General features: G+C 69.0%; 16 protein-coding genes. 10 read left to right on the top strand and 6 right to left on the bottom strand.

Annotated features, from left to right (window positions below):
* Positions 1–15 precede the first annotated feature (15 nt).
* Positions 16–1,140: a muconate/chloromuconate family cycloisomerase gene (locus tag AC3FKG_RS27415; protein WP_488744653.1), complete on the top strand. Its 1,125-nt coding sequence runs from the start codon at positions 16–18 to the stop codon at positions 1,138–1,140.
* Positions 1,141–1,148: 8 nt separating this feature from the next.
* Here AC3FKG_RS27415 and AC3FKG_RS27410 read toward each other — a convergent pair whose 3' ends face one another.
* Both AC3FKG_RS27410 and AC3FKG_RS27405 read right to left on the bottom strand, forming a co-directional pair.
* The gene (locus AC3FKG_RS27410; RefSeq protein ID WP_488744652.1) at positions 1,149–2,234 is read right to left on the bottom strand and encodes a calcium:cation antiporter; all 1,086 of its coding nucleotides are present in this window, start codon (positions 2,232–2,234) and stop codon (positions 1,149–1,151) included.
* 540 nt (positions 2,235–2,774) lie between these two features.
* Complete coding sequence (locus tag AC3FKG_RS27405; protein WP_483714086.1) at positions 2,775–3,167, bottom strand: NUDIX hydrolase; 393 nt, start codon at positions 3,165–3,167, stop codon at positions 2,775–2,777.
* A 224-nt stretch (positions 3,168–3,391) separates the two neighbouring features.
* Here AC3FKG_RS27405 and AC3FKG_RS27400 point away from each other — a divergent pair, with 224 nt between their 5' ends.
* The 3 genes from AC3FKG_RS27400 to AC3FKG_RS27390 all read left to right on the top strand — a co-directional run bounded on the left by AC3FKG_RS27400 (position 3,392) and on the right by AC3FKG_RS27390 (position 7,428).
* Entirely contained in the window at positions 3,392–4,036 is a 645-nt protein-coding gene (locus AC3FKG_RS27400; RefSeq protein ID WP_483714087.1) for a UdgX family uracil-DNA binding protein, read from the top strand.
* Positions 4,037–4,208: 172 nt separating this feature from the next.
* Complete coding sequence (locus tag AC3FKG_RS27395) at positions 4,209–4,691, top strand: CBS domain-containing protein (protein WP_483714088.1); 483 nt, start codon at positions 4,209–4,211, stop codon at positions 4,689–4,691.
* Positions 4,692–4,722: 31 nt separating this feature from the next.
* Entirely contained in the window at positions 4,723–7,428 is a 2,706-nt protein-coding gene (locus AC3FKG_RS27390; RefSeq protein WP_488744651.1) for an ATP-binding cassette domain-containing protein, read from the top strand.
* Positions 7,429–7,453: 25 nt separating this feature from the next.
* On the opposite strand, the gene AC3FKG_RS27385 is transcribed toward AC3FKG_RS27390, so the two are convergent.
* The 4 genes from AC3FKG_RS27385 to AC3FKG_RS27370 are packed head-to-tail and all read right to left on the bottom strand — an operon-like array spanning position 7,454 to position 11,365.
* Positions 7,454–8,317: a glycosyltransferase family 2 protein gene (locus AC3FKG_RS27385; protein ID WP_483714090.1), complete on the bottom strand. Its 864-nt coding sequence runs from the start codon at positions 8,315–8,317 to the stop codon at positions 7,454–7,456.
* Entirely contained in the window at positions 8,314–9,021 is a 708-nt protein-coding gene (locus AC3FKG_RS27380; RefSeq protein WP_483714091.1) for a PIG-L deacetylase family protein, read from the bottom strand. Before AC3FKG_RS27380 ends, AC3FKG_RS27385 begins: the two co-directional genes overlap by 4 nt.
* 31 nt (positions 9,022–9,052) lie before the next feature.
* Positions 9,053–10,093 (bottom strand): UDP-glucuronic acid decarboxylase family protein, encoded by a 1,041-nt coding sequence (locus AC3FKG_RS27375; protein WP_483714092.1) that lies wholly within the window; start codon positions 10,091–10,093, stop codon positions 9,053–9,055.
* Positions 10,094–10,105: 12 nt separating this feature from the next.
* Positions 10,106–11,365: a glycosyltransferase family 4 protein gene (locus AC3FKG_RS27370; RefSeq protein WP_488744650.1), complete on the bottom strand. Its 1,260-nt coding sequence runs from the start codon at positions 11,363–11,365 to the stop codon at positions 10,106–10,108.
* Between the two features lie 303 nt (positions 11,366–11,668).
* Between AC3FKG_RS27370 and AC3FKG_RS27365 the strand changes: the two genes are divergently transcribed.
* The 6 genes from AC3FKG_RS27365 to AC3FKG_RS27340 all read left to right on the top strand — a co-directional run bounded on the left by AC3FKG_RS27365 (position 11,669) and on the right by AC3FKG_RS27340 (position 17,495).
* Positions 11,669–12,136 carry a hypothetical protein gene (locus tag AC3FKG_RS27365; protein ID WP_483714094.1) on the top strand — a complete coding sequence of 156 codons (468 nt, stop codon included), beginning with the start codon at positions 11,669–11,671 and terminating at the stop codon, positions 12,134–12,136.
* Positions 12,137–12,236: 100 nt separating this feature from the next.
* Positions 12,237–12,986, top strand: a complete 750-nt coding sequence (locus tag AC3FKG_RS27360; protein WP_483714095.1) for an SDR family oxidoreductase — start codon at positions 12,237–12,239, stop codon at positions 12,984–12,986.
* The gene (locus tag AC3FKG_RS27355) at positions 12,977–13,585 is read left to right on the top strand and encodes a D-glycero-alpha-D-manno-heptose-1,7-bisphosphate 7-phosphatase (RefSeq protein ID WP_483714096.1); all 609 of its coding nucleotides are present in this window, start codon (positions 12,977–12,979) and stop codon (positions 13,583–13,585) included. The genes AC3FKG_RS27360 and AC3FKG_RS27355 overlap by 10 nt, the downstream gene beginning before the upstream one ends.
* A complete protein-coding gene (gene waaF, locus AC3FKG_RS27350) occupies positions 13,582–14,751 on the top strand; it encodes a lipopolysaccharide heptosyltransferase II (protein ID WP_488744649.1) in 1,170 nt (389 codons plus the stop codon). Before AC3FKG_RS27355 ends, waaF begins: the two co-directional genes overlap by 4 nt.
* Complete coding sequence (locus AC3FKG_RS27345; protein WP_483714098.1) at positions 14,732–16,522, top strand: carbamoyltransferase family protein; 1,791 nt, start codon at positions 14,732–14,734, stop codon at positions 16,520–16,522. Before waaF ends, AC3FKG_RS27345 begins: the two co-directional genes overlap by 20 nt.
* On the top strand, positions 16,509–17,495 hold the full coding sequence (locus AC3FKG_RS27340; RefSeq protein WP_488744648.1) for a glycosyltransferase family 2 protein: 987 nt from the start codon (positions 16,509–16,511) through the stop codon (positions 17,493–17,495). The genes AC3FKG_RS27345 and AC3FKG_RS27340 overlap by 14 nt, the downstream gene beginning before the upstream one ends.
* The last annotated feature ends 16 nt before the right edge of the window (positions 17,496–17,511 follow it).

Here is a 17,511-nt window from a genome sequence, read left to right as displayed (position 1 = left end):
CTGTATCGAGAAACTATGACAGCCACGATTACCTCGGTCGAAGCCATCCTGGTCGACCTGCCCACCATCCGGGCCCATCAACTGGCCATGGCCACCATGCAGCAGCAGACGCTGGTGATCGTGCGGCTGCGCTGCAGCGACGGCATCGAGGGCATCGGCGAGGCCACCACCATCGGCGGCCTGTCGTATGGCGACGAGAGCCCCGAAGGCATCAAGCTGGCCATCGACACCTACCTGGCGCCCGCGCTGGCTGGCGAGGACGCCACCAACGTCCACGCCGCGATGGCTCGCCTGAACAAGATCGCGCGCGGCAACCGCTTCGCCAAGTCGGCGCTGGAAACCGCGCTGCTCGATGCGCAGGGCAAGCGCCTGGGCGTGCCGCTGGCCACGCTGCTGGGCGGCGCGGTGCGCGCCACGCTGCCGGTGCTGTGGACGCTGGCCAGCGGCGATACCGCGAAGGACATCGACGAAGCCGAGCGCCTGCTGGCCGAGCGCCGCCACAACACCTTCAAGCTCAAGATCGGCCGGCGCAGCGTGCGCGACGACGTGGCGCACGTGTCGGCGATCAAGCGCGCGCTCGGCGACCGCGCCCGCGTGACCGTGGACATCAACCAGGCCTGGAACGAAGCCGATGCCGCCGGCGGCATCGCCATGCTCGAAGCCGCGGGCATCGACCTGATCGAGCAGCCCACGCCGCGCGAGCAGCGCACGGCGCTGGCGCGGCTGGCGGCACGCTTCGTGGTGCCGATCATGGCGGACGAGGCCGTGTGCGGTCCGGAGGATGCGATGGAACTCGCGCGCATCGGCGGCGCCGACGTGTTCGCGCTGAAGATCGCCAAGTCGGGCGGCATCTTCGGCATGCTGCGCACGGCTGCCGTGGGCGATGCCGCAGGCATCGCGCTGTATGGCGGCACGATGCTGGAGGGCAGCGTGGGCACCATCGCCGCCGCGCATGGCTTCTGCACGCTGCCGCAGCTGGCGTGGGGCACGGAGCTGTTTGGCCCGCTGCTGCTCAAGGATGACATCGTGGTCGAGCGGCCCGCTTACCGCGACTTCAGCCTGCACTTGCCCGAAGGCCCGGGGCTGGGACTTGCGCTCGATGAAGACAAGCTCGCGCACTACCGGCGCGATCACGCCTGAGGGCCCGCTCAGGGCACCACTGACAGGAACAGGTAGGCGGCCAGGATGGCGAGGTGCACCACACCCTGCAGGATCGTGGTGCGGCCCCTGCCGAGCGTGAGCGACGACACGATCAGCGTCAGCATCAGCAGCACGGTTTCCTTCGGGCCAAGTCCCAGTTCAAGCGGCTGTCCGATCCAGATAAAGACCGCGGCGACCGATGGAATGGTCAGGCCGATGCTGGCCAGCGCCGAGCCGAGCGCAAGGTTCAGGCTGGTCTGGATGCGATCGGCGCGCGCCGCGCGCAGTGCGGCCAGGCCCTCGGGCAACAGCACCGTGGCCGCGATGATGATGCCGACCACCGCCGCCGGTGCGCCCGCGTGCAGCACGGCCGCCTCCACCGATGGCGACAGCAGCTTGGCCAGGCCGACGACAAGCACCAGGCAGACCACGAGCAGCAGGCCGCTGATGGCGGCGACGCGGCCCGGCGGCGGCGGCGCATGGACGTCCTCGTCCGAACTGTCGTCAGCCAGGAAATAGTCGCGGTGGCGCACGGTCTGCACGAACACGAACGAGCCGTACAGCACCAGCGACATCACACCGGCAAAGCCGAGTTGCGCCGGCGTCAGCACCGGGCCCGGCGAACTGCTGGTGTAGTTGGGCAGCACCATGGTCAGCGCGAGCAGCGCCGCCAGCACGGCCATGGCGGCATTGGCGCCCGGCGCCTGGAACGCCTGCTCGCGATGGTGCAGGCCGCCGACGAACAGGCATAGCCCGACGATCCCGTTGCAGATCAGCATGACGGCGGCAAACACGGTATCCCGTGCCAGTCCGGCTTTTTCGGGACCGGACGACAGCATCACCGAGACGATCAGCGCCACTTCGATCACCGTCACGGCGATGGCCAGGACAAGCGTGCCGAACGGCTCGCCGACGCGGTGCGCGACCACCTCCGCGTGGTGGACCGCCGCGAACACCGCGCCCGCGAGCGCCGGTGCCATGAGCAGGATCAGCCAGCCCTGTACGGGCAGGGCAAGTCCGGCGGCGAGGATCGCCGCCGCGGCAAGCGGGGCGCACACGGTCCACGCCGGCAGCTTGTTGGAAGTCAGTGCCATCCCTGTTTTTCCTTTCTTGTTTTGGTGTTCTGGGCGCCACCGAGCGGTGGCAAGAGACGTGCGGAGCCGCGGCCCCGGCACGAAGCAGAAGGGCGATCCGTCACAGCCCAGCGCCGTGACGGCAGTGATAAGGCAGTCGAGGTGCGAATCAGTTCCCGAAAATTGCGATCAATTGGACGAGATTCGGGGTGAATGCCGGGGATTTCTTGGATTCAATCCTCACAGGGCGAAAACCTGCTGCTGCGCGCCGTGTATGTAGCCGGGGGTTCTCTGGTTATGACCGGGTCTTCGCTACCCCGTCATAACCTCAGACCCCAGGCACGCCCCCTCAATCCCCCGGACAACCATAAAAAAGCCCTCGGCCGGGGTGGTCGAGGGCTCGAAGTGGTTGGGGCGTACCCGTTGCCCGCCCCAGCAACGAGTGTAGTCGCGAACCCCGGCCGGACCGGCGTCAATCCAGCGACTGTCGCGCGCCTGCGACGGTGTTTCGCCGCAAAGTGAGGCATGCGTCGCGATAGGGTGACCGACCCCGGCCCATTGCTACCGTGTTTCGGTCTGGAAAAACTGCGACACAATCTGCCGCGTGGTCGCACTGGTTTCGACTTCGCCAAGTTTCTCGTGCGGCAGCCATTGCAGCGACTTGATTTCATGACCGGCCTTCGGCCGCGCCGATGCTTCAATGTCGGCGGTGAATACGTGATGCACCGTGGTCGCGCCGATGAACTGGAAAACGCCCACCAGCGCCTTGGTCTTCAGTGCCGTTTCCTGCTGCAGCTCGCGCCGTGCGGTTTGCTCCGGCGACTCCTGCTTGCCGGGGCGGCCGCCAGGCAGTGCCCATCGCACGCCGTCCTTCGAAACGAGCAGCACGCTGTCGTGCCGGATGCAGACGATGGTGGCCCTGACTTTCGGCTTCAGCGGTTTCAGTGCTTGCATATCGGCTCCCTGAAATGAACCGCGGCGCGGCTGGCCGCATCTTCCCCTGGGAAGTTCTGATGGCGTGGGCAACGGTGAAGCCGAGGATAGTAACCGCGATCGAACGGAACCTGTCAATCGGCATCAGCACCCGGAACCCTGCATCTGTCGTGCCAGCGGCGCGTGCCGCGATCCGGCATGCATCTTGAGTCGTCCCTGACTACTTGCCGCCAGTGTATGCACTCATGCCCCGAAGCGCTGAAAAATCCACCGACTCCGTTCCCGAACGCCCGCAGCTCAATGCCTGCCGGCGCTGCCCGCTTTGGCACGACGCCACGCAGGGCGTGCCCGGAGCAGGCCCCGTCAGCGCCCGGCTCATGCTCGTCGGCGAACAGCCCGGCAATGAGGAAGACCTGCAGGGCGAGCCCTTCGTGGGGCCAGCCGGCCGCCTGCTGGGCGAAGCGCTCGCGCAGGCCGGACTGCAGCGTGAAGACGTCTACCTGACCAACGCCGTCAAGCACTTCAAGTTCCAGCTGCGCGGCAAGCGCCGTCTGCACAAGACCCCGGGGCAGCTCGAGATCGAAGCGTGCGGCATGTGGCTGGAGCAGGAGATCCACGCGGTGGGCCCCACCGTCATCGTTGCGCTGGGCGCGACCGCCACCGGCGCCGTGCTCGGCAAGAAGCGCGTGGCCTTGTCGGCACTGCTCGATGCGCCGGTCGAGAAGGACGGCCACCTGGTCGTCGTCACGTACCACCCGTCGTTCGTCCTGCGCCAGCGCAGCGAGGAAGGACGCCAGGCCGCGTTCGCGCGCATCGTGGCCAGCCTGCGCCAGGCGGTGCGCCTCGCCGGCGAAGGAAGGTCAGGGAAAGCGCATCGCGTACGCGGGTAATCCGGGGTGCCGCGCTGCGCACCGGCGGTAAATCTTTCCATGTCGGACTGCAAATCCGCTCGCGACTTGCGCCGCCCGCGCCGCCCATGGGCGGCGCGCGACGGGCATGGTCGTTGCGACCCCTTGCCTGCGCCACGAAAAAAGAACGCGAACCGACCACATGGAGAAACTGATGGCCACCCGAACGCAGCATGCCTCCACGCCTGCCTCCCCGCTGCAGCCGCAACTGCGGCTGCGTGACGTGATGACCGCCGATCCGCAGTACGTAACGCCCGACTGCACGCTCCAGGAGGCGGCCAGGATCATGGATGACCTCAATGTCGGCACGCTGCCCGTGTGCGTCGACGGTCATCTGCGCGGCATGGTGACTGACCGCGATATCACGTGCCGCTGCATCGCCGTGGGCAAGGATCCGCAGACCCGGATCGCCGAGGCGATGTCGGAAGGCCCGCTATGGTGCCGCGATGACGACACGGTCGACGACGCGCGCGCGAAGATGGCCGAACGGCAGATCCGCCGGGTGCCGGTGATCGACAAGGACGACCGGCTGGTGGGCATCGTATCGCTCGGCGATATCGCGACCAAGTCCGGCGACATCGCCAAGGCCGGCGACACGCTGACCGAGGTCTCCAACCCGTCCGAACCCGATCGCTGAGCCGCCCCGGCGCGCTACCCGGCAGGCGGGAATGCCGAACACGCCTCGCGTCTCGCGCCGCCGGATCGCGGGCGAGCTGTGGCGCGCGATCTGGAAGTTCCGCGCGCGCGTGGTCGTGGCCATCGCCCTGTTGCTGCTGGCGAAGGCGGCAACGGTCGCGGTCCCGCTGGTCCTCAAGCTGATCGTCGACGAGCTGTCGCCGGTGCGCACGCTTTCGCACGCGGGCACGGGCGCGGAGCCCGCATCCGTGGTACGGCTTGTGGTGACAATGCCGGCGTACCTGGTGCTGGCCTACGCCGTGCTGCGCCTGCTTGGCAACGCCTTCAACGAACTGCGCGACGTGGTCTTCGCCAATGTCGCGCAGAGCACGGTGGCCAGCTTCATGGCCCGCACCTTCGCGCACCTGCACAAGCTCGGCGCCAGGTTCCACGCGCGGCGCGAGACCGGCGGCGTGATCCGCGACCTGGAGAAGGGCACGGCGGCGATCGGCTTTCTGCTGGGCGTGTCGGTATTCACCATCGTCCCTACGCTGCTGGAGATCGGCTCGGTGCTGATCATCATGGTGGCCGGCTACGGGGCGAGCTTTGCGGGGATCATCGTCGTGGTGTTCGCGCTGTACGCGGGTTGCACGGTGCTGCTCGCGCGCCGCCGCATGCGTGTGCAGCGCCATGTCAACAGTGTCGAGGCGCAGACCAACAGCAAGGTGGTGGACAGCCTGCTGAACTACGACACGGTCAAGTACTTCGCGCGCGAGTCGTTCGAATCCGAGCGGCTGGGACGGCTGCTGGGCCGCTGGGTCGACATCAGCGTGGAGAACCAGTATGCGCTGTCCACCCTGCATATCGCGCAGAGCGCGTGCATCGCGGTCGGCGTGGCCGGCGTCATGCTGCTGGGCGTCGACAAGGTCCTGCACGGCGTGCTGACCGTTGGCGACCTGGTGCTGATCAACGCGTACATCATCCAGGTCGTGCTGCCGCTCAATACGCTCGGCTTCATCTTCCGCGAATCGAACGACGCCATGACCAATGTCGAGCGCCTGTTCGCGCTGCTCGACGCCAAGGGCCGCGCCGGCGAGGACACCGATGCGCCGGGCGCGTCGGCACTGCAGGTCAGCCAGGGCACGATCGTGTTCGAGAACGTCAATTTCAGCTATGACCCGAGCCGGCATACGCTTTGGGATGTCAGCTTCCATGTGCGAGCCGGCCAGACCGTGGCCGTGGTTGGCGGCAGCGGTTCGGGCAAGTCGACGCTGGCGCGGCTGCTGTTCCGGCTCTACCAGCCCGATTCGGGCCGCATCCTGATCGACGGGCAGGACCTGAGGCTGGTCACGCAGCGCAGCCTGCGCGAGGTGGTCGGCATCGTGCCGCAGGACACCATCCTGTTCAACGACACCATCGCCTACAACATTGCCTACGGCCGGGAAGGCGCGACCCGCGCCGACGTGGTGGACGCCGCGCGCGCCGCGCAGCTCGACACCCTGGTCGACCGCCTGCCCGATGGCTACGACACCATGGTCGGCGAACGCGGCGTGCGGCTCTCGGGCGGCGAGCGCCAGCGCGTGGCGATTGCCCGCGCCATGCTGAAGAAGCCGCCGATCATCGTCTTCGACGAAGCGACGTCCGCGCTCGACACGCGTACCGAGCGGGCGATCCAGCAGGAACTGACCGCCGTGGCCCGGGGCCGCACCGCTTTCATCATTGCGCACCGGCTGTCGACCATTGCCGAGGCAAACCACATCCTGGTCATGGAACACGGCCGCGTCGTGGAAGCCGGCACGCACGAGGCGCTGCTCGCGCGCGGCGGTGTCTATGCGCAGATGTGGCGCCTGCAGCAGCAGCAACGCGAACTGGAACGCACGGAAGAGCGGCTCGCGATGCAGCCGATCCGGCTCGATACGCTGGTGGCCGGGGTGGTGGACGGCCTGCGCGACATTATCGCGGAACGCAACATCCACCTGTTTACGATCGTGAACGACGCGGAACTGCGCGTGACTGGCGACCCCGGCGTGCTGCAGCAGGCCATCTGGCAGCTGTGCGGAAGTGTGATCGATACCATGGTCCCAGGCGGACGGCTCGAACTCCGGCTCGAACGGCTGGACGGCGATGCCGGCCTGACGCTCGCCGCGACCCAGCCCGCCGAGGGGCGGCGCGTGCCGCCGGCCGACGTGCAGCGACTGCAGGTGCGGCTTGCCGACGCGGGCGTGCGGCTCACGGCCGACGCGGCCCGGCAGACCTGGTGCTTCCGTATGCCGATGCGGCCGGTCCGCGAAGCGGTCGCGCCAGCCTTGCCCGCGCCCGACGAGTTCCCGGCCCCCGGGCCGCATTCGCTGCGCGACCTGTGCATCCTGGTCCTTGACGACGATGCGACCACGCGCGACATCCTGGTCGAAGCGCTCGAAGATCTTGGGGCGCGCGCGCTGGCCTACGGGCACGGCAGGGACCTGCTGCAGGATCTCGCCGGCATGTCGCCGGCCGACTGGCCCAATGTGCTGCTGTGCGATATCGCGCTCGATGAAGAAGACGGCTATACCGTCCTGCGCGCGGTGCGGCGGCTCGAAAGCCGGCGCGAGGTGCCGCTGCTGCACCGGCTGACCGCCATCGCGCTGTCGGGGCATGCGCAGCCGCAGGACCGCATCCGCGCAATGATGGCCGGATTCCAGGTGCACTTGCCCAAGCCGGTCCGCATGGCCGAACTGATCGCGGCGATCCAGGCGCACAGGCGCCCGGGTCGGATGTAAACGAGGAATAGCGGCGACGCCGAGCTCAGCGCGCTGCGGCGCGCACCAGACGCAGCGCGGCGGCGATGTGGCGCGGCACCACCTCGCGTTCCTGCAGCACCCAGCGCATGCCGCGCAGGAGATCGCCCCAGTCGCTGGCCTCCAGCTGCGTGGCCAGCTGCGGGAAGACACCGAGCGTTTCCGCCACGGCCATTGGCGCGGGCAGGCACAGCCAGGCGGACCACACCGCATTGCGCGCCAGCATGGCGCGGCGCCGCTGCGCGTCGCGCGCGGCGCTGGGATGGTGGTGCACCACCAGTTCGGGCGCGTAGACCAGCGCCCACCCCAGCGCGGCCAGCCGCAGCGATAGCAGCGTTTCCTCGCCGCCGATGAAGAGGCGCGAATCGTAGCCGCCGGCCTCCAGGAAGGCGCCGGTACGGAAGGCGGTGGCCCCGGCCATCACGCCCAGGATCATGCGTCCGGGCAGGCCGGTAGAGGGCAGGGGGCTGTGCGACATGGCAGTACTGGCCGGGTCTTCACGCTCGGTCTCGCCGACCAGGATGCGTGCGGTCAGCGCGCCGATTTCGGGGTGGTTGCCGAAGATGGCGCAGGCGCGGGCCAGCGCGCCGGGCTGCCACCAGCAATCGTCGTCGCAGAAGGCCACGTACGGCGTGGACGCCCACCGCGCACCCAGATTGCGGCCCGCGGCGCCCAGGTTGGTGCTGCAGGACAGGCAGGCCACCTCCGGAAACTGCCGCGCCAGCATGGCGCAGGTCCCGTCGGTCGAGCCGTTGTCCACCACCGCGACGCGCGGCCGCTCAGGCAGCGCGGTGAGCTGGCGCAGCGTGTGCGCGAGCGTATCGCGGCGGTTGTGGGTCAGCACGACCACGCTGATGCAAGGGGCGGTCATGACGGGCTCCGTTCCGCGAGGGTCAGCGACCAGTAGCGCTCGGGCGCGCCGATATCGGCGATCTGCGCTTCGCTGAACAGCGGAAGCTGGCTGGCGTAGGCCTTGACGGCCTCCATCTTGCGCGGCAGGAACGGTGCCGTGGCGAAAGACACCGGTGTCGCGAGGAGTCCCGCGCGCTGCCACGCGGCAAGCTGGTTCTGCACCAGGCCGGGCAGTCGCCGGTAGATCGCGTCCTCATAGAACAGCCATCGCCGGGGCTCGGCGGCGCGCTCTTCGTCATCGCCGCCCTCGGTCACCAGGGCCGGCCGGCACAGCAGCAGGCTGGCGCCATGCGTGAGGATATGGTCGCTGTGGAACAGGCCCATCGGCGCGATCACGGTACGGCTTTCGCGCAGCACCTGGCACTCGACGATGCGGGCCGCGATGGCTTCGATCGTATAGGCGTGCCGGTACTGGCTGTCGAGCAGGTCCAGCCAGAGCGGGTGGCCCCCGAGCTGGCCGAGCGCGCGCGCGTCTTCATGGCGGCGCGACAGCACGGCTTCGCGCGCACTGGCGAAGCCGGCCGCGCGGTCCCATTCCGGCAGCGGCATCTGCGCGGACGGCAGCCCGGCGAACACGGTCAGCACGCTGGGATTGTTGCCGGCGGCGATCAGGCATCCGCAGCTGAAGACGGCGTCGTCCAGGTGGGGGGAGAGGATCGTCATCCGCTCCGGGGCATGGAAGCTCGCCATCGCGTCAGGACACATCCGAGGCGGGTTGGCGCCGCGCCGGCTCGGCGGGTTTCAATGGCGCTGACGACTGCCCGGCCAGCTTCTGCCGCCGGACGCGCCCGGCCAGCCGCGAGACGAAATAGGCAACGGTCAGCCGCAGGCCTTGGGAAAGCGGCGTCGCCGGGTTCCATTGCAGCAGCGTGCGCGCGAGCGTGATATCCGGGCAGCGTTGCCGCGGATCGTCTTCGGGCAAAGGGCGGTTCTCGATGGGCGAGCCGGAACCGGTGGCCTGCAGGATCTCGCTCGCGATGTCGCGCATCGTGCTTTCGCACGGGTTGCCAAGGTTCACGGGCGTGGCCGCGGCGTCGGATTCCATTAATCGGACCAGCCCGTCGACGAGGTCGTCGACGTAGCAGAACGAGCGCGTCTGCGAGCCGTCGCCGTACAACGTGAGCGGCTCGCCGTTCAGCGCCTGCGAGATGAAGTTCGACACCACGCGGCCGTCGGCCGGGTGCATGCGCGGGCCATAGGTGTTGAAGATGCGCGCGATGCGCACGTCCACGCCGTGCTGGCGGTGATAGTCCATGAACAGCGTTTCCGCGCAGCGCTTGCCTTCGTCGTAGCAGGCGCGCCGCCCGACCGGGTTGACATGCCCCCAATAGCTTTCCTGCTGGGGGTGGTTGTCGGGGTCGCCGTAGACCTCGCTGGTGGAGGCCTGGAGAATGCGCGCCTTGACGCGCTTGGCCAGCCCCAGCATGTTGATCGCGCCGTGCACGCTGGTCTTGGTGGTCTGCACCGGATCGCTCTGGTAGTGGACCGGCGACGCGGGGCAGGCGAGGTTGTAAATCTGGTCGACCTCGACATAGAGCGGGAACGTCACATCGTGCCGCAGCAGCTCGAAATTGTAGAGAGGGAGCAGGTGGGCGATATTCTCCTTGCTGCCCGTGTAGAAGTTATCAACGCAAAGTACATCGTGGCCGAGTTCCACCAGGCGTTCGCACAAGTGCGAACCGAGGAACCCGGCACCGCCGGTGACGAGGACGCGCTTGCGATCGGCTTCCCGCATGGTCGTCTCCGCTCAAGCCGCCACGCGGCGCGCCGGACGTTCGGCGCCCGCGACGCGGGCATAGACTTGCTCCATCTGGCGGGCGACGTGCATCCACGTGAACTCCGCCTGCACGCGCTGCCGGCCCGCCACGCCCATGCGGCGCGCCAGCGCGCGGTCGCAGGCCAGCCGCGCCAGCCGCTCCGCGAGCGCCTCGGGCGCATCCGGCGGCACCAGGAAGCCGGTTTCGCCGTCGACCACCGTCGTGCGGATGCCGCCGACGTCGGCGCCGATGACCGGTACGCCACAGGCCATGGCCTCGACCGGCGTAATGCCGAAGGGCTCGTACCACGGCGTGGTGACGAACACGTCGGCAGCGCTGTAGAAGCCGCGCAGCTGCGAGCGCCGGCGCCGTCCGACGAAGGTGACGCAGTCCGCCACGCCCGCGTCTTCGGCCACGACCTGGAGCCGGCCGATTTCCGGCGTCGCCGCCACGCTGGGCTGGTCGGCGTTGCCGCCCACGACAAACAGCCGGGCCTCGATGCCTTGCCCATGGCGCAGGTGCCCGATCGCGCGGATGACGTTGTCGATGCCCTTGCGCGGCACCAGGCGGCCGAGCTGCAGCACGGTGAAGGCATTGGCATCCCACGCCAGCGCGCGGCGTGCTTCATCGCGCTCGATCGGGGCGAACTCTTCTTCGTCGAACCCGCAGGGGACGATGTCGATGCGCTCGGGATCGCCGTGGTACAGGGTGACCAGGTCGTCCAGGTCCTGCGGACATTCGGCCACCACGCGGTCGGCATGGCGCACGAGATCGTCCTCGATATCGAAGCGGTTGTCCGGGAAGCCGTCGGCGCTGCCCTGATGCAGCCTGCGCACCTTGCCGAGTGCGTGGAACGTCATGACCAGCGGGATATCGAGCACCTGGCGAGCGCGCATGGCGGCCACGCCCGACATGAAGAAGTTGGCGTGCAGCACGTCGTAGCCGATCGCATCGCCGCGCATGAACCCCACCATGAAGTCGCCGAAGGCTGGCATGTACGGCAGCAATTGCTCCTTGGGCACATACACCGCGGGCCCGGCCGGCACATGGACCACACGGACATTGGGCGCGAACGCCACGATGTCCGGCAGCAGGGCCTTGTCGCGCCGCGTGAACACATCGACCAGATAGCCGCTCTTGCCGAGCTGCCGCGCCAGGTGCGCGACGTAGACGTTCTGTCCGCCGCTGTCGACGCTTCCGATGCTCGCCAGCGGCGAGGCATGTTCACTGATCATGGCGATGCGCTGCATGGCGGCCTCCGGTCGGGTGGGGGATCGGTAGCCCGGCTCTGCAGCATGCATGCCAGAGGTGTTGTGTGCGCGTGGGAGCCCTGGAGGCCGCAATGCCAGGGAACCGAATGACCAGCGTTATAGCGGTTCTCGGCCCGACCCCCACCCCGTGCGCTGCGGGGCAAGCCCCGTGCCGGGCGTTTGAAGTTCCCGGTCGCGCTTTCTACCAGGCTTGTGTAGAAGCGTCTCTCACGTGCCGGGCGCTGTTTGCTGGGACGGGCATGGAGGTTGCGTCATAGCGGCCCAGTCTTTGAGGAGCGCGCCATGACCTCCCGCTTTGCCGATGCCGAGACCGCGCGCCGCGCGGTCGCTCTTGCCTTGCCGATGCTCAACGCGAGCCTTGCCGACCGCGATGTCGGCGAGAGCCGCTGCATGCATATCGTCGTGATGGATCCCTGCATTCCCTTTGGCACGGGCACGTTCGAGGAGGCGATCCTCTACGAACACTCGCTGCCCTCGCAGGAAAGCTGGGATGCCGACTATGCGTACTACGCGCGCGAGAAGGCGCGTGTCGCGTGGCGTACCCAGGCGGACTCCGGCGTGGTGGCCACGCAATCCCCGCACCTGCTCGTCGCCGGCGACATGGCCCTGGCGGGCGGCATCGTGCTCGACGGCATCGTGGTCGCGGTCAGCGGCGCGAACGGCTGGTATGACGAGGCCTTCGCGCGCTGCATCGCCGCGTTGCTGCGTGCGGCGGCGATCGGGCACGCGCACGCGGCGCACCGGCCGTAGCCGCGCACTGGCATGCATTTCGCTCGGCTCACGCAGTCCGGCCGCCTGGAGCGGCCTGCTGCCTGGTATAGACCCTCGACCCTCGCACCGGAGAAATGACATGGCGGGCAAAGACCCACTGCTGGAAGGCAAGCGATTCCTAGTGAGCGGCGGCGGCCGCGGCCTCGGTGGCGAGATCTGCCGCGTACTGGGCGAAGCCGGCGCGCGCGTGATCATCGCCGAGCTCGACCTGGCGCGCGCGAGCGCGTGCGCGGCTTCGCTGCGGGAATCCGGCGCGGACGCGGAGGCCATCGGCGTGGACGTGTCCGACGCCGACGCCGTCGACCGGCTGTTCGCGGAGATCGGACGCGCCGGCGGCAAGCTGGCCGGGCGCCTCGATGGCATCATCAACAACGCCGCCATCGACATCACGCTGCCGGTCGAGGAAGTGGACACCGAGCAGTGGCGCCGCGTGCTGATGGTCAACCTCTACGGGCCGTATCTGCTGGCGCATGCCGCCGTGCCGCTGATGAAGGCGCAGGGCAGCGGGCACATCGTCAATATTGCGTCGACCGCGTCCAAGCGGGCATGGCCCAATGCGTCGGCCTACCACGCCACCAAGTGGGGCGTGCTGGGGTTCTCGCACGCGCTGCACGCCGAACTGCGCCCGCACGGCATCAAGGTCTGCGCGATCGTCGCCGGGGGCATGCGCACGCCGTTCCTGCTCGACCGCTTTCCCGATATCGATACCTCGACGCTGCAGGACCCGGCCAATGTCGCGCGCGCCGTGCGCTTCGTGCTGACGCAGCCGGAAGAGACCGTGATCCCGGAACTCATGGTCTTGCCGATGAAGGAGACGTCGTGGCCCTGATCCGCACGCGCAAGGGTGCCGTCCTGCTCGACAAGGACGGCACCCTGCTCAGGAACGTGCCGTACAACGTGGACCCCGACGAGATGGTCCTTGCGGACACCGCCGGCGACGCGCTGCGCGTGCTGGGCGACCTGGGCGTGCCGCTGGTGGTGGTCAGCAACCAGCCGGGCGTGGCGCTCGGCGGCTTTGAAGAGCAGGCACTGCAGGCCGTCCACCGCAAACTTGCGGCGTTGTTCCGGCTGCACGGCGCCAGGCTCTCGGGCTTCTTCTACTGTCCGCACCATCCGGAAGGCGCGGTGGCGCAGTATGCCGTGGCGTGCAGTTGCCGCAAGCCTTCGCCGGGCATGTTGCGCGCGGCGGCGTCGGTGCTGGGCTTTGACCTGGAGGCGTCGTGGATGATCGGCGACATCCTCGACGACGTCGAGGCGGGCCGGCGCGCGGGCTGCAACACGATCCTGATCGACTGCGGCGGTGAAACCGAATGGGTCGGCGGGGCGTGGCGCACGCCGGATTTCGTGGTGCCGACGCTGGCGCATGCGGCGCGGATCGTTGCCGGCGAGCACGTGCCGGCCGCGCCGTTCGTGGCGAGGCCGGCATGACGACCTGGGAGCGCGCACGCCGGCTCCTGTGTGTCCGGCTGGACAATATGGGCGACGTCCTGATGACGACGCCCGCCATGCAGGCACTGGCCGAAGCGGTGCCGGGACGCCGGCTGACCTTGCTGACTTCATCGGCCTCGGCCCGGCTCGCGCCGCACCTGCCGATGGTCAGTGACGTGATCGGCTGGGACGCGCCGTGGGTGCGGCATGCCGAGTCGCCCGGACCCGAAGAATCGGCGCGGCGACTGCGCGCGTGCGCCGCGCAACTTGCCGCAGGGCGCTTCGACGGGGCCGTGATCTTCACGGTCTACAGCCAGAGTCCGTTGCCCGCCGCCATGCTGTGCGTGCTGGCGGGGATTCCGCTGCGGCTCGCGCACTGCCGCGAGAACCCCTATGCGCTGCTCAGCGACTGGGCGCCCGAGACCGACCCCGGTGGGCAGCCACGACACGAAGCCCAGCGCCAGCTCGACCTGGTCGCGCAGGCCGGTGCGCACACGTCGGACAGGCGACTGCGGTTTGCCGTGCGCGACGCGGACCGTGCCGCACTCTCGGCACGGGGCCTGCAAGCTGCCGGCAAAGCCAGGATTGTGGTGCACCCCGGCGCGACCGCGCCGTCGCGCCGATGGCCGGCGGAACACTTCGCGGCAGTGGCCGGCCAACTGGCGCGAGAGACGGGTGCCACGGTCTTCGTGACCGGCTCGGAAGCGGAGCGCGAGGTGGTCGAAGACGTCTGCCGCAACGCGGGTTCATCCGGCGTCGTGCCGCTGGCCGGCGTGCTGCCATTGGGCGAGTTCGCGGCCCTGCTTGAATCGGCGGAGCTGCTGGTGTCGAACAACAGCGGCCCGGTGCATATCGCGGCGGCGCTCGGCACGCCCGTGGTGGACCTGTACGCGCTGACCAACCCGCAGCACACCCCATGGCAGGTGCCGCACCGCACGCTGTTCCAGGACGTGCCGTGCCGCTACTGCTACAAGAGCACGTGCCCGCAAGGCCATCACCGCTGCCTGCGCGGCGTCGGCCCGCAAGCGGTGGTGGCCGCGGCGCTGGCGCTGCTCGGCGGAGACAGCCCCGCCGAAAGCCCGATGCCATGGCCGCAAGACCCGGTGCCGGACAGCCAGCCGGTTTCCACCGTCGAGGAGAGGACGCATGTATACGCTTGGCATTAACGCCGCCTACCACGATTCCGCCGCCTGCCTCGTGCGCGACGGCGAGGTGATTGCCGCCGCCGAGGACGAGCGCTTCACCCACATCAAGCACGGCAAGCGGCCGGTGCCGTTCAGCACCTGGGAACTGCCATACCACGCCATCGACTACTGCCTGGCGCAGGCAGGCATCTCGCTGGCCGATGTGGACCACATCGCCTACTCCTACGATCCCGCGCTGCTGCTTGGCGAGCGGCGCGACGACGAGGCCCTGTCGCTGCCGCTGGAGCCGTCCCGCGCCGGCGCGGCGGCGGCGCCGTGGGAACCGCTGTTCCTGTCCTATATCGTCAACGCGCCGCGGCAACTCGCGTCGGGCGCGCCACATCACCTGCAGGCCAGGTTCCACGGCGTGCGGCATGACGGCCCGTTCCGCTGGCACTTCGTCGAACACCATATGGCGCACGAAGCCAGCGCGTTCCTGGCGGCGCCGTTCCAGCGCTGCGCGGTGTTGACCATGGACGGCCGCGGCGAGCGCGCCACCACCAGCTACGGCGTGTTCGACGGTAGCGCGTATCGCCGTATCCGGCAGATCGACCTGCCCGATTCGCTTGGCTTGCTGTACGAGCGCATCACGCGGCATCTCGGCTTCCTGCACTCGTCCGACGAGTACAAGGTCATGGCGCTTGCCTCCTATGGCAAGCCGGCTTATCTGGAAACGTTCCGCAAGATGGTCACGCCGGATGGCGCGGGCGGCTACCGCGTCGCCGAAGCCGATCTCGACGCCGTGCTCGGTCCGGCGCGCGAGCGGGGCAGCGCCATGTCCAGCCGCCACTTCGATATCGCGCGGTCATTGCAGCAGGTGCTCGAGGAAACCGTGGTCGGCATGGCGACGTGGCTTGCGCAGACCTCCGGCGAACGTTGCCTGGCGATGGCGGGCGGCGTGGCGCTGAACTGCGTGATGAACGCGCGCGTGCGTGACCAGAGCCCGTTCGATGCGGTATGGGTGCAGCCGGCCGCCGGTGACGCGGGCACGGCGCTCGGCGCGGCATTGTGGGTCGACTTCGAGCAGCGCGGCCGGCCGCAGCGGCACTGGCAGATGGACCACGCCTACCTCGGTCCCGCCTATGGCGACGACGAGATCGCGGCCTTCCTCGACTGGGCCAAGTTGCCGTATACGCGCCTGGACAACGTGGCCGAGACCACCGCCGCGCTGCTCGCGCAGAACCGGATCATCGGCTGGTTCCAGGGCCGCATGGAGTTCGGGCCGCGCGCGCTGGGCGCGCGCTCGATCCTGGCCTCGCCGATCGACGCGGGCATGCAGCAGCGGCTGAACCAGATCAAGGACCGCGAGGATTTCCGGCCGGTGGCGCCCGTGGTCCTGCAGGAAAGCATGGCCGAGTGGTTCCACGCCGACAAGCCCGGCGACGGCAGCGCGCCGTTCATGTTGTTCGTCTATGACGTCAAGCCGGACATGGCCGCGCGGATTCCCGCGGTCACGCACGTCGACGGCACCGCGCGCGTCCAGACCATCCGGCGCGACCAGAATGCCGCCTACTACGACGTGCTGGCGGCGTTCGCGCGCCGCACCGGCGTGCCGATCCTGGTCAACACCTCGTTCAACACGCGCGGCGAGCCGATCGTCTGTACGCCACGCGATGCGGTCGAGTGCTTCTGGACTTCGCCGCTCGATGCGCTGGTGATCGGCTCGTTCCTGCTGGAAAAGCCGGCCGCGCCGGCGGCATCGGCCGCCACGACGCCGGCCACGGCAGCGGAGATGGCCGATGCCGGCGCCTGATCCGGCCGTCTCGGTCGTCATTCCCACCTACCGGCGGCCCGACCTGCTGGAGCGGTGCCTGCGCGCGCTGTGCGGGCAGGACATCGAAGCCGGCGCGTTCGAAATCATTGTCTGCGACGACGGCTGCGCGCCGCGCATCGCGCAGCAGGTGGCGGAACTGGCGGCCGCATATCCTCACATTGCGCTGCGCTACGTCGCGGTGCCAGACACGCAGGGCCCGGCCGGTGCGCGCAATGCGGGCGCCCGGCTCGCGCGTGGCGCCATCATTGCCTTCACCGACGACGATACGATCCCGGCGCCAGCCTGGGTGCGCGAAGGTCGCCGCACGCTGGCATCCCGGCCCGCATGGAGCGCCGCGTCCGGGCGCACCGTGGTGCCGATGCCGCCGCGGCCCACCGACCATGAGCGCGACACCGCCGGCCTGGCCACTGCCGAGTTCGTGACGGCCAACTGCTTCGTGCGGCGTCAGGCGCTGGCGCGCGTGGGCGGGTTCGACGAGCGCTTTACGCGCGCCTGGCGCGAGGATTCGGACCTGCAGTTCCGGCTCGAAGAGCAGGTCGGACCGGTGGGCCGGGCACCTGCCGCCGTCGTCGTGCATCCGGTCCGTCCCGCGCCGTGGGGCAGCAGCCTGGCCGCGCAGGCCAAGGTGTATTTCGATGCGCTGCTCTACAAGAAACACCCCGCGCTTTACCGGGCGCGGATCCGCCGCGTCCCGCCGTGGCACTACTACGTGATCGGGCTGGCCATGGCCGTAATGGGGGTGGCCATCGCTGCCGGTGCGTGGCGCGCTGCGGGCATGGCCGCTGCGCTCTGGCTGGTGCTGACCGCCATGTTCTGCCGGCGCCGCCTGCAAGGGGCGGCGCGGACGCCTTCGCATGTCGCGGAGATGGTCGTCACATCGGTCCTGATTCCGCCATTGTCACTTTACTGGCGCCTGCGCGGCGCGTTAGCTTTCCAGACGAGGTTCCTATGAATGCGCCGCTGTTGTT

The organism is Cupriavidus sp. 22TCCZM04-2 (assembly GCF_057798895.1).
This window is presented reverse-complemented; position numbering and strand designations above follow the sequence as displayed.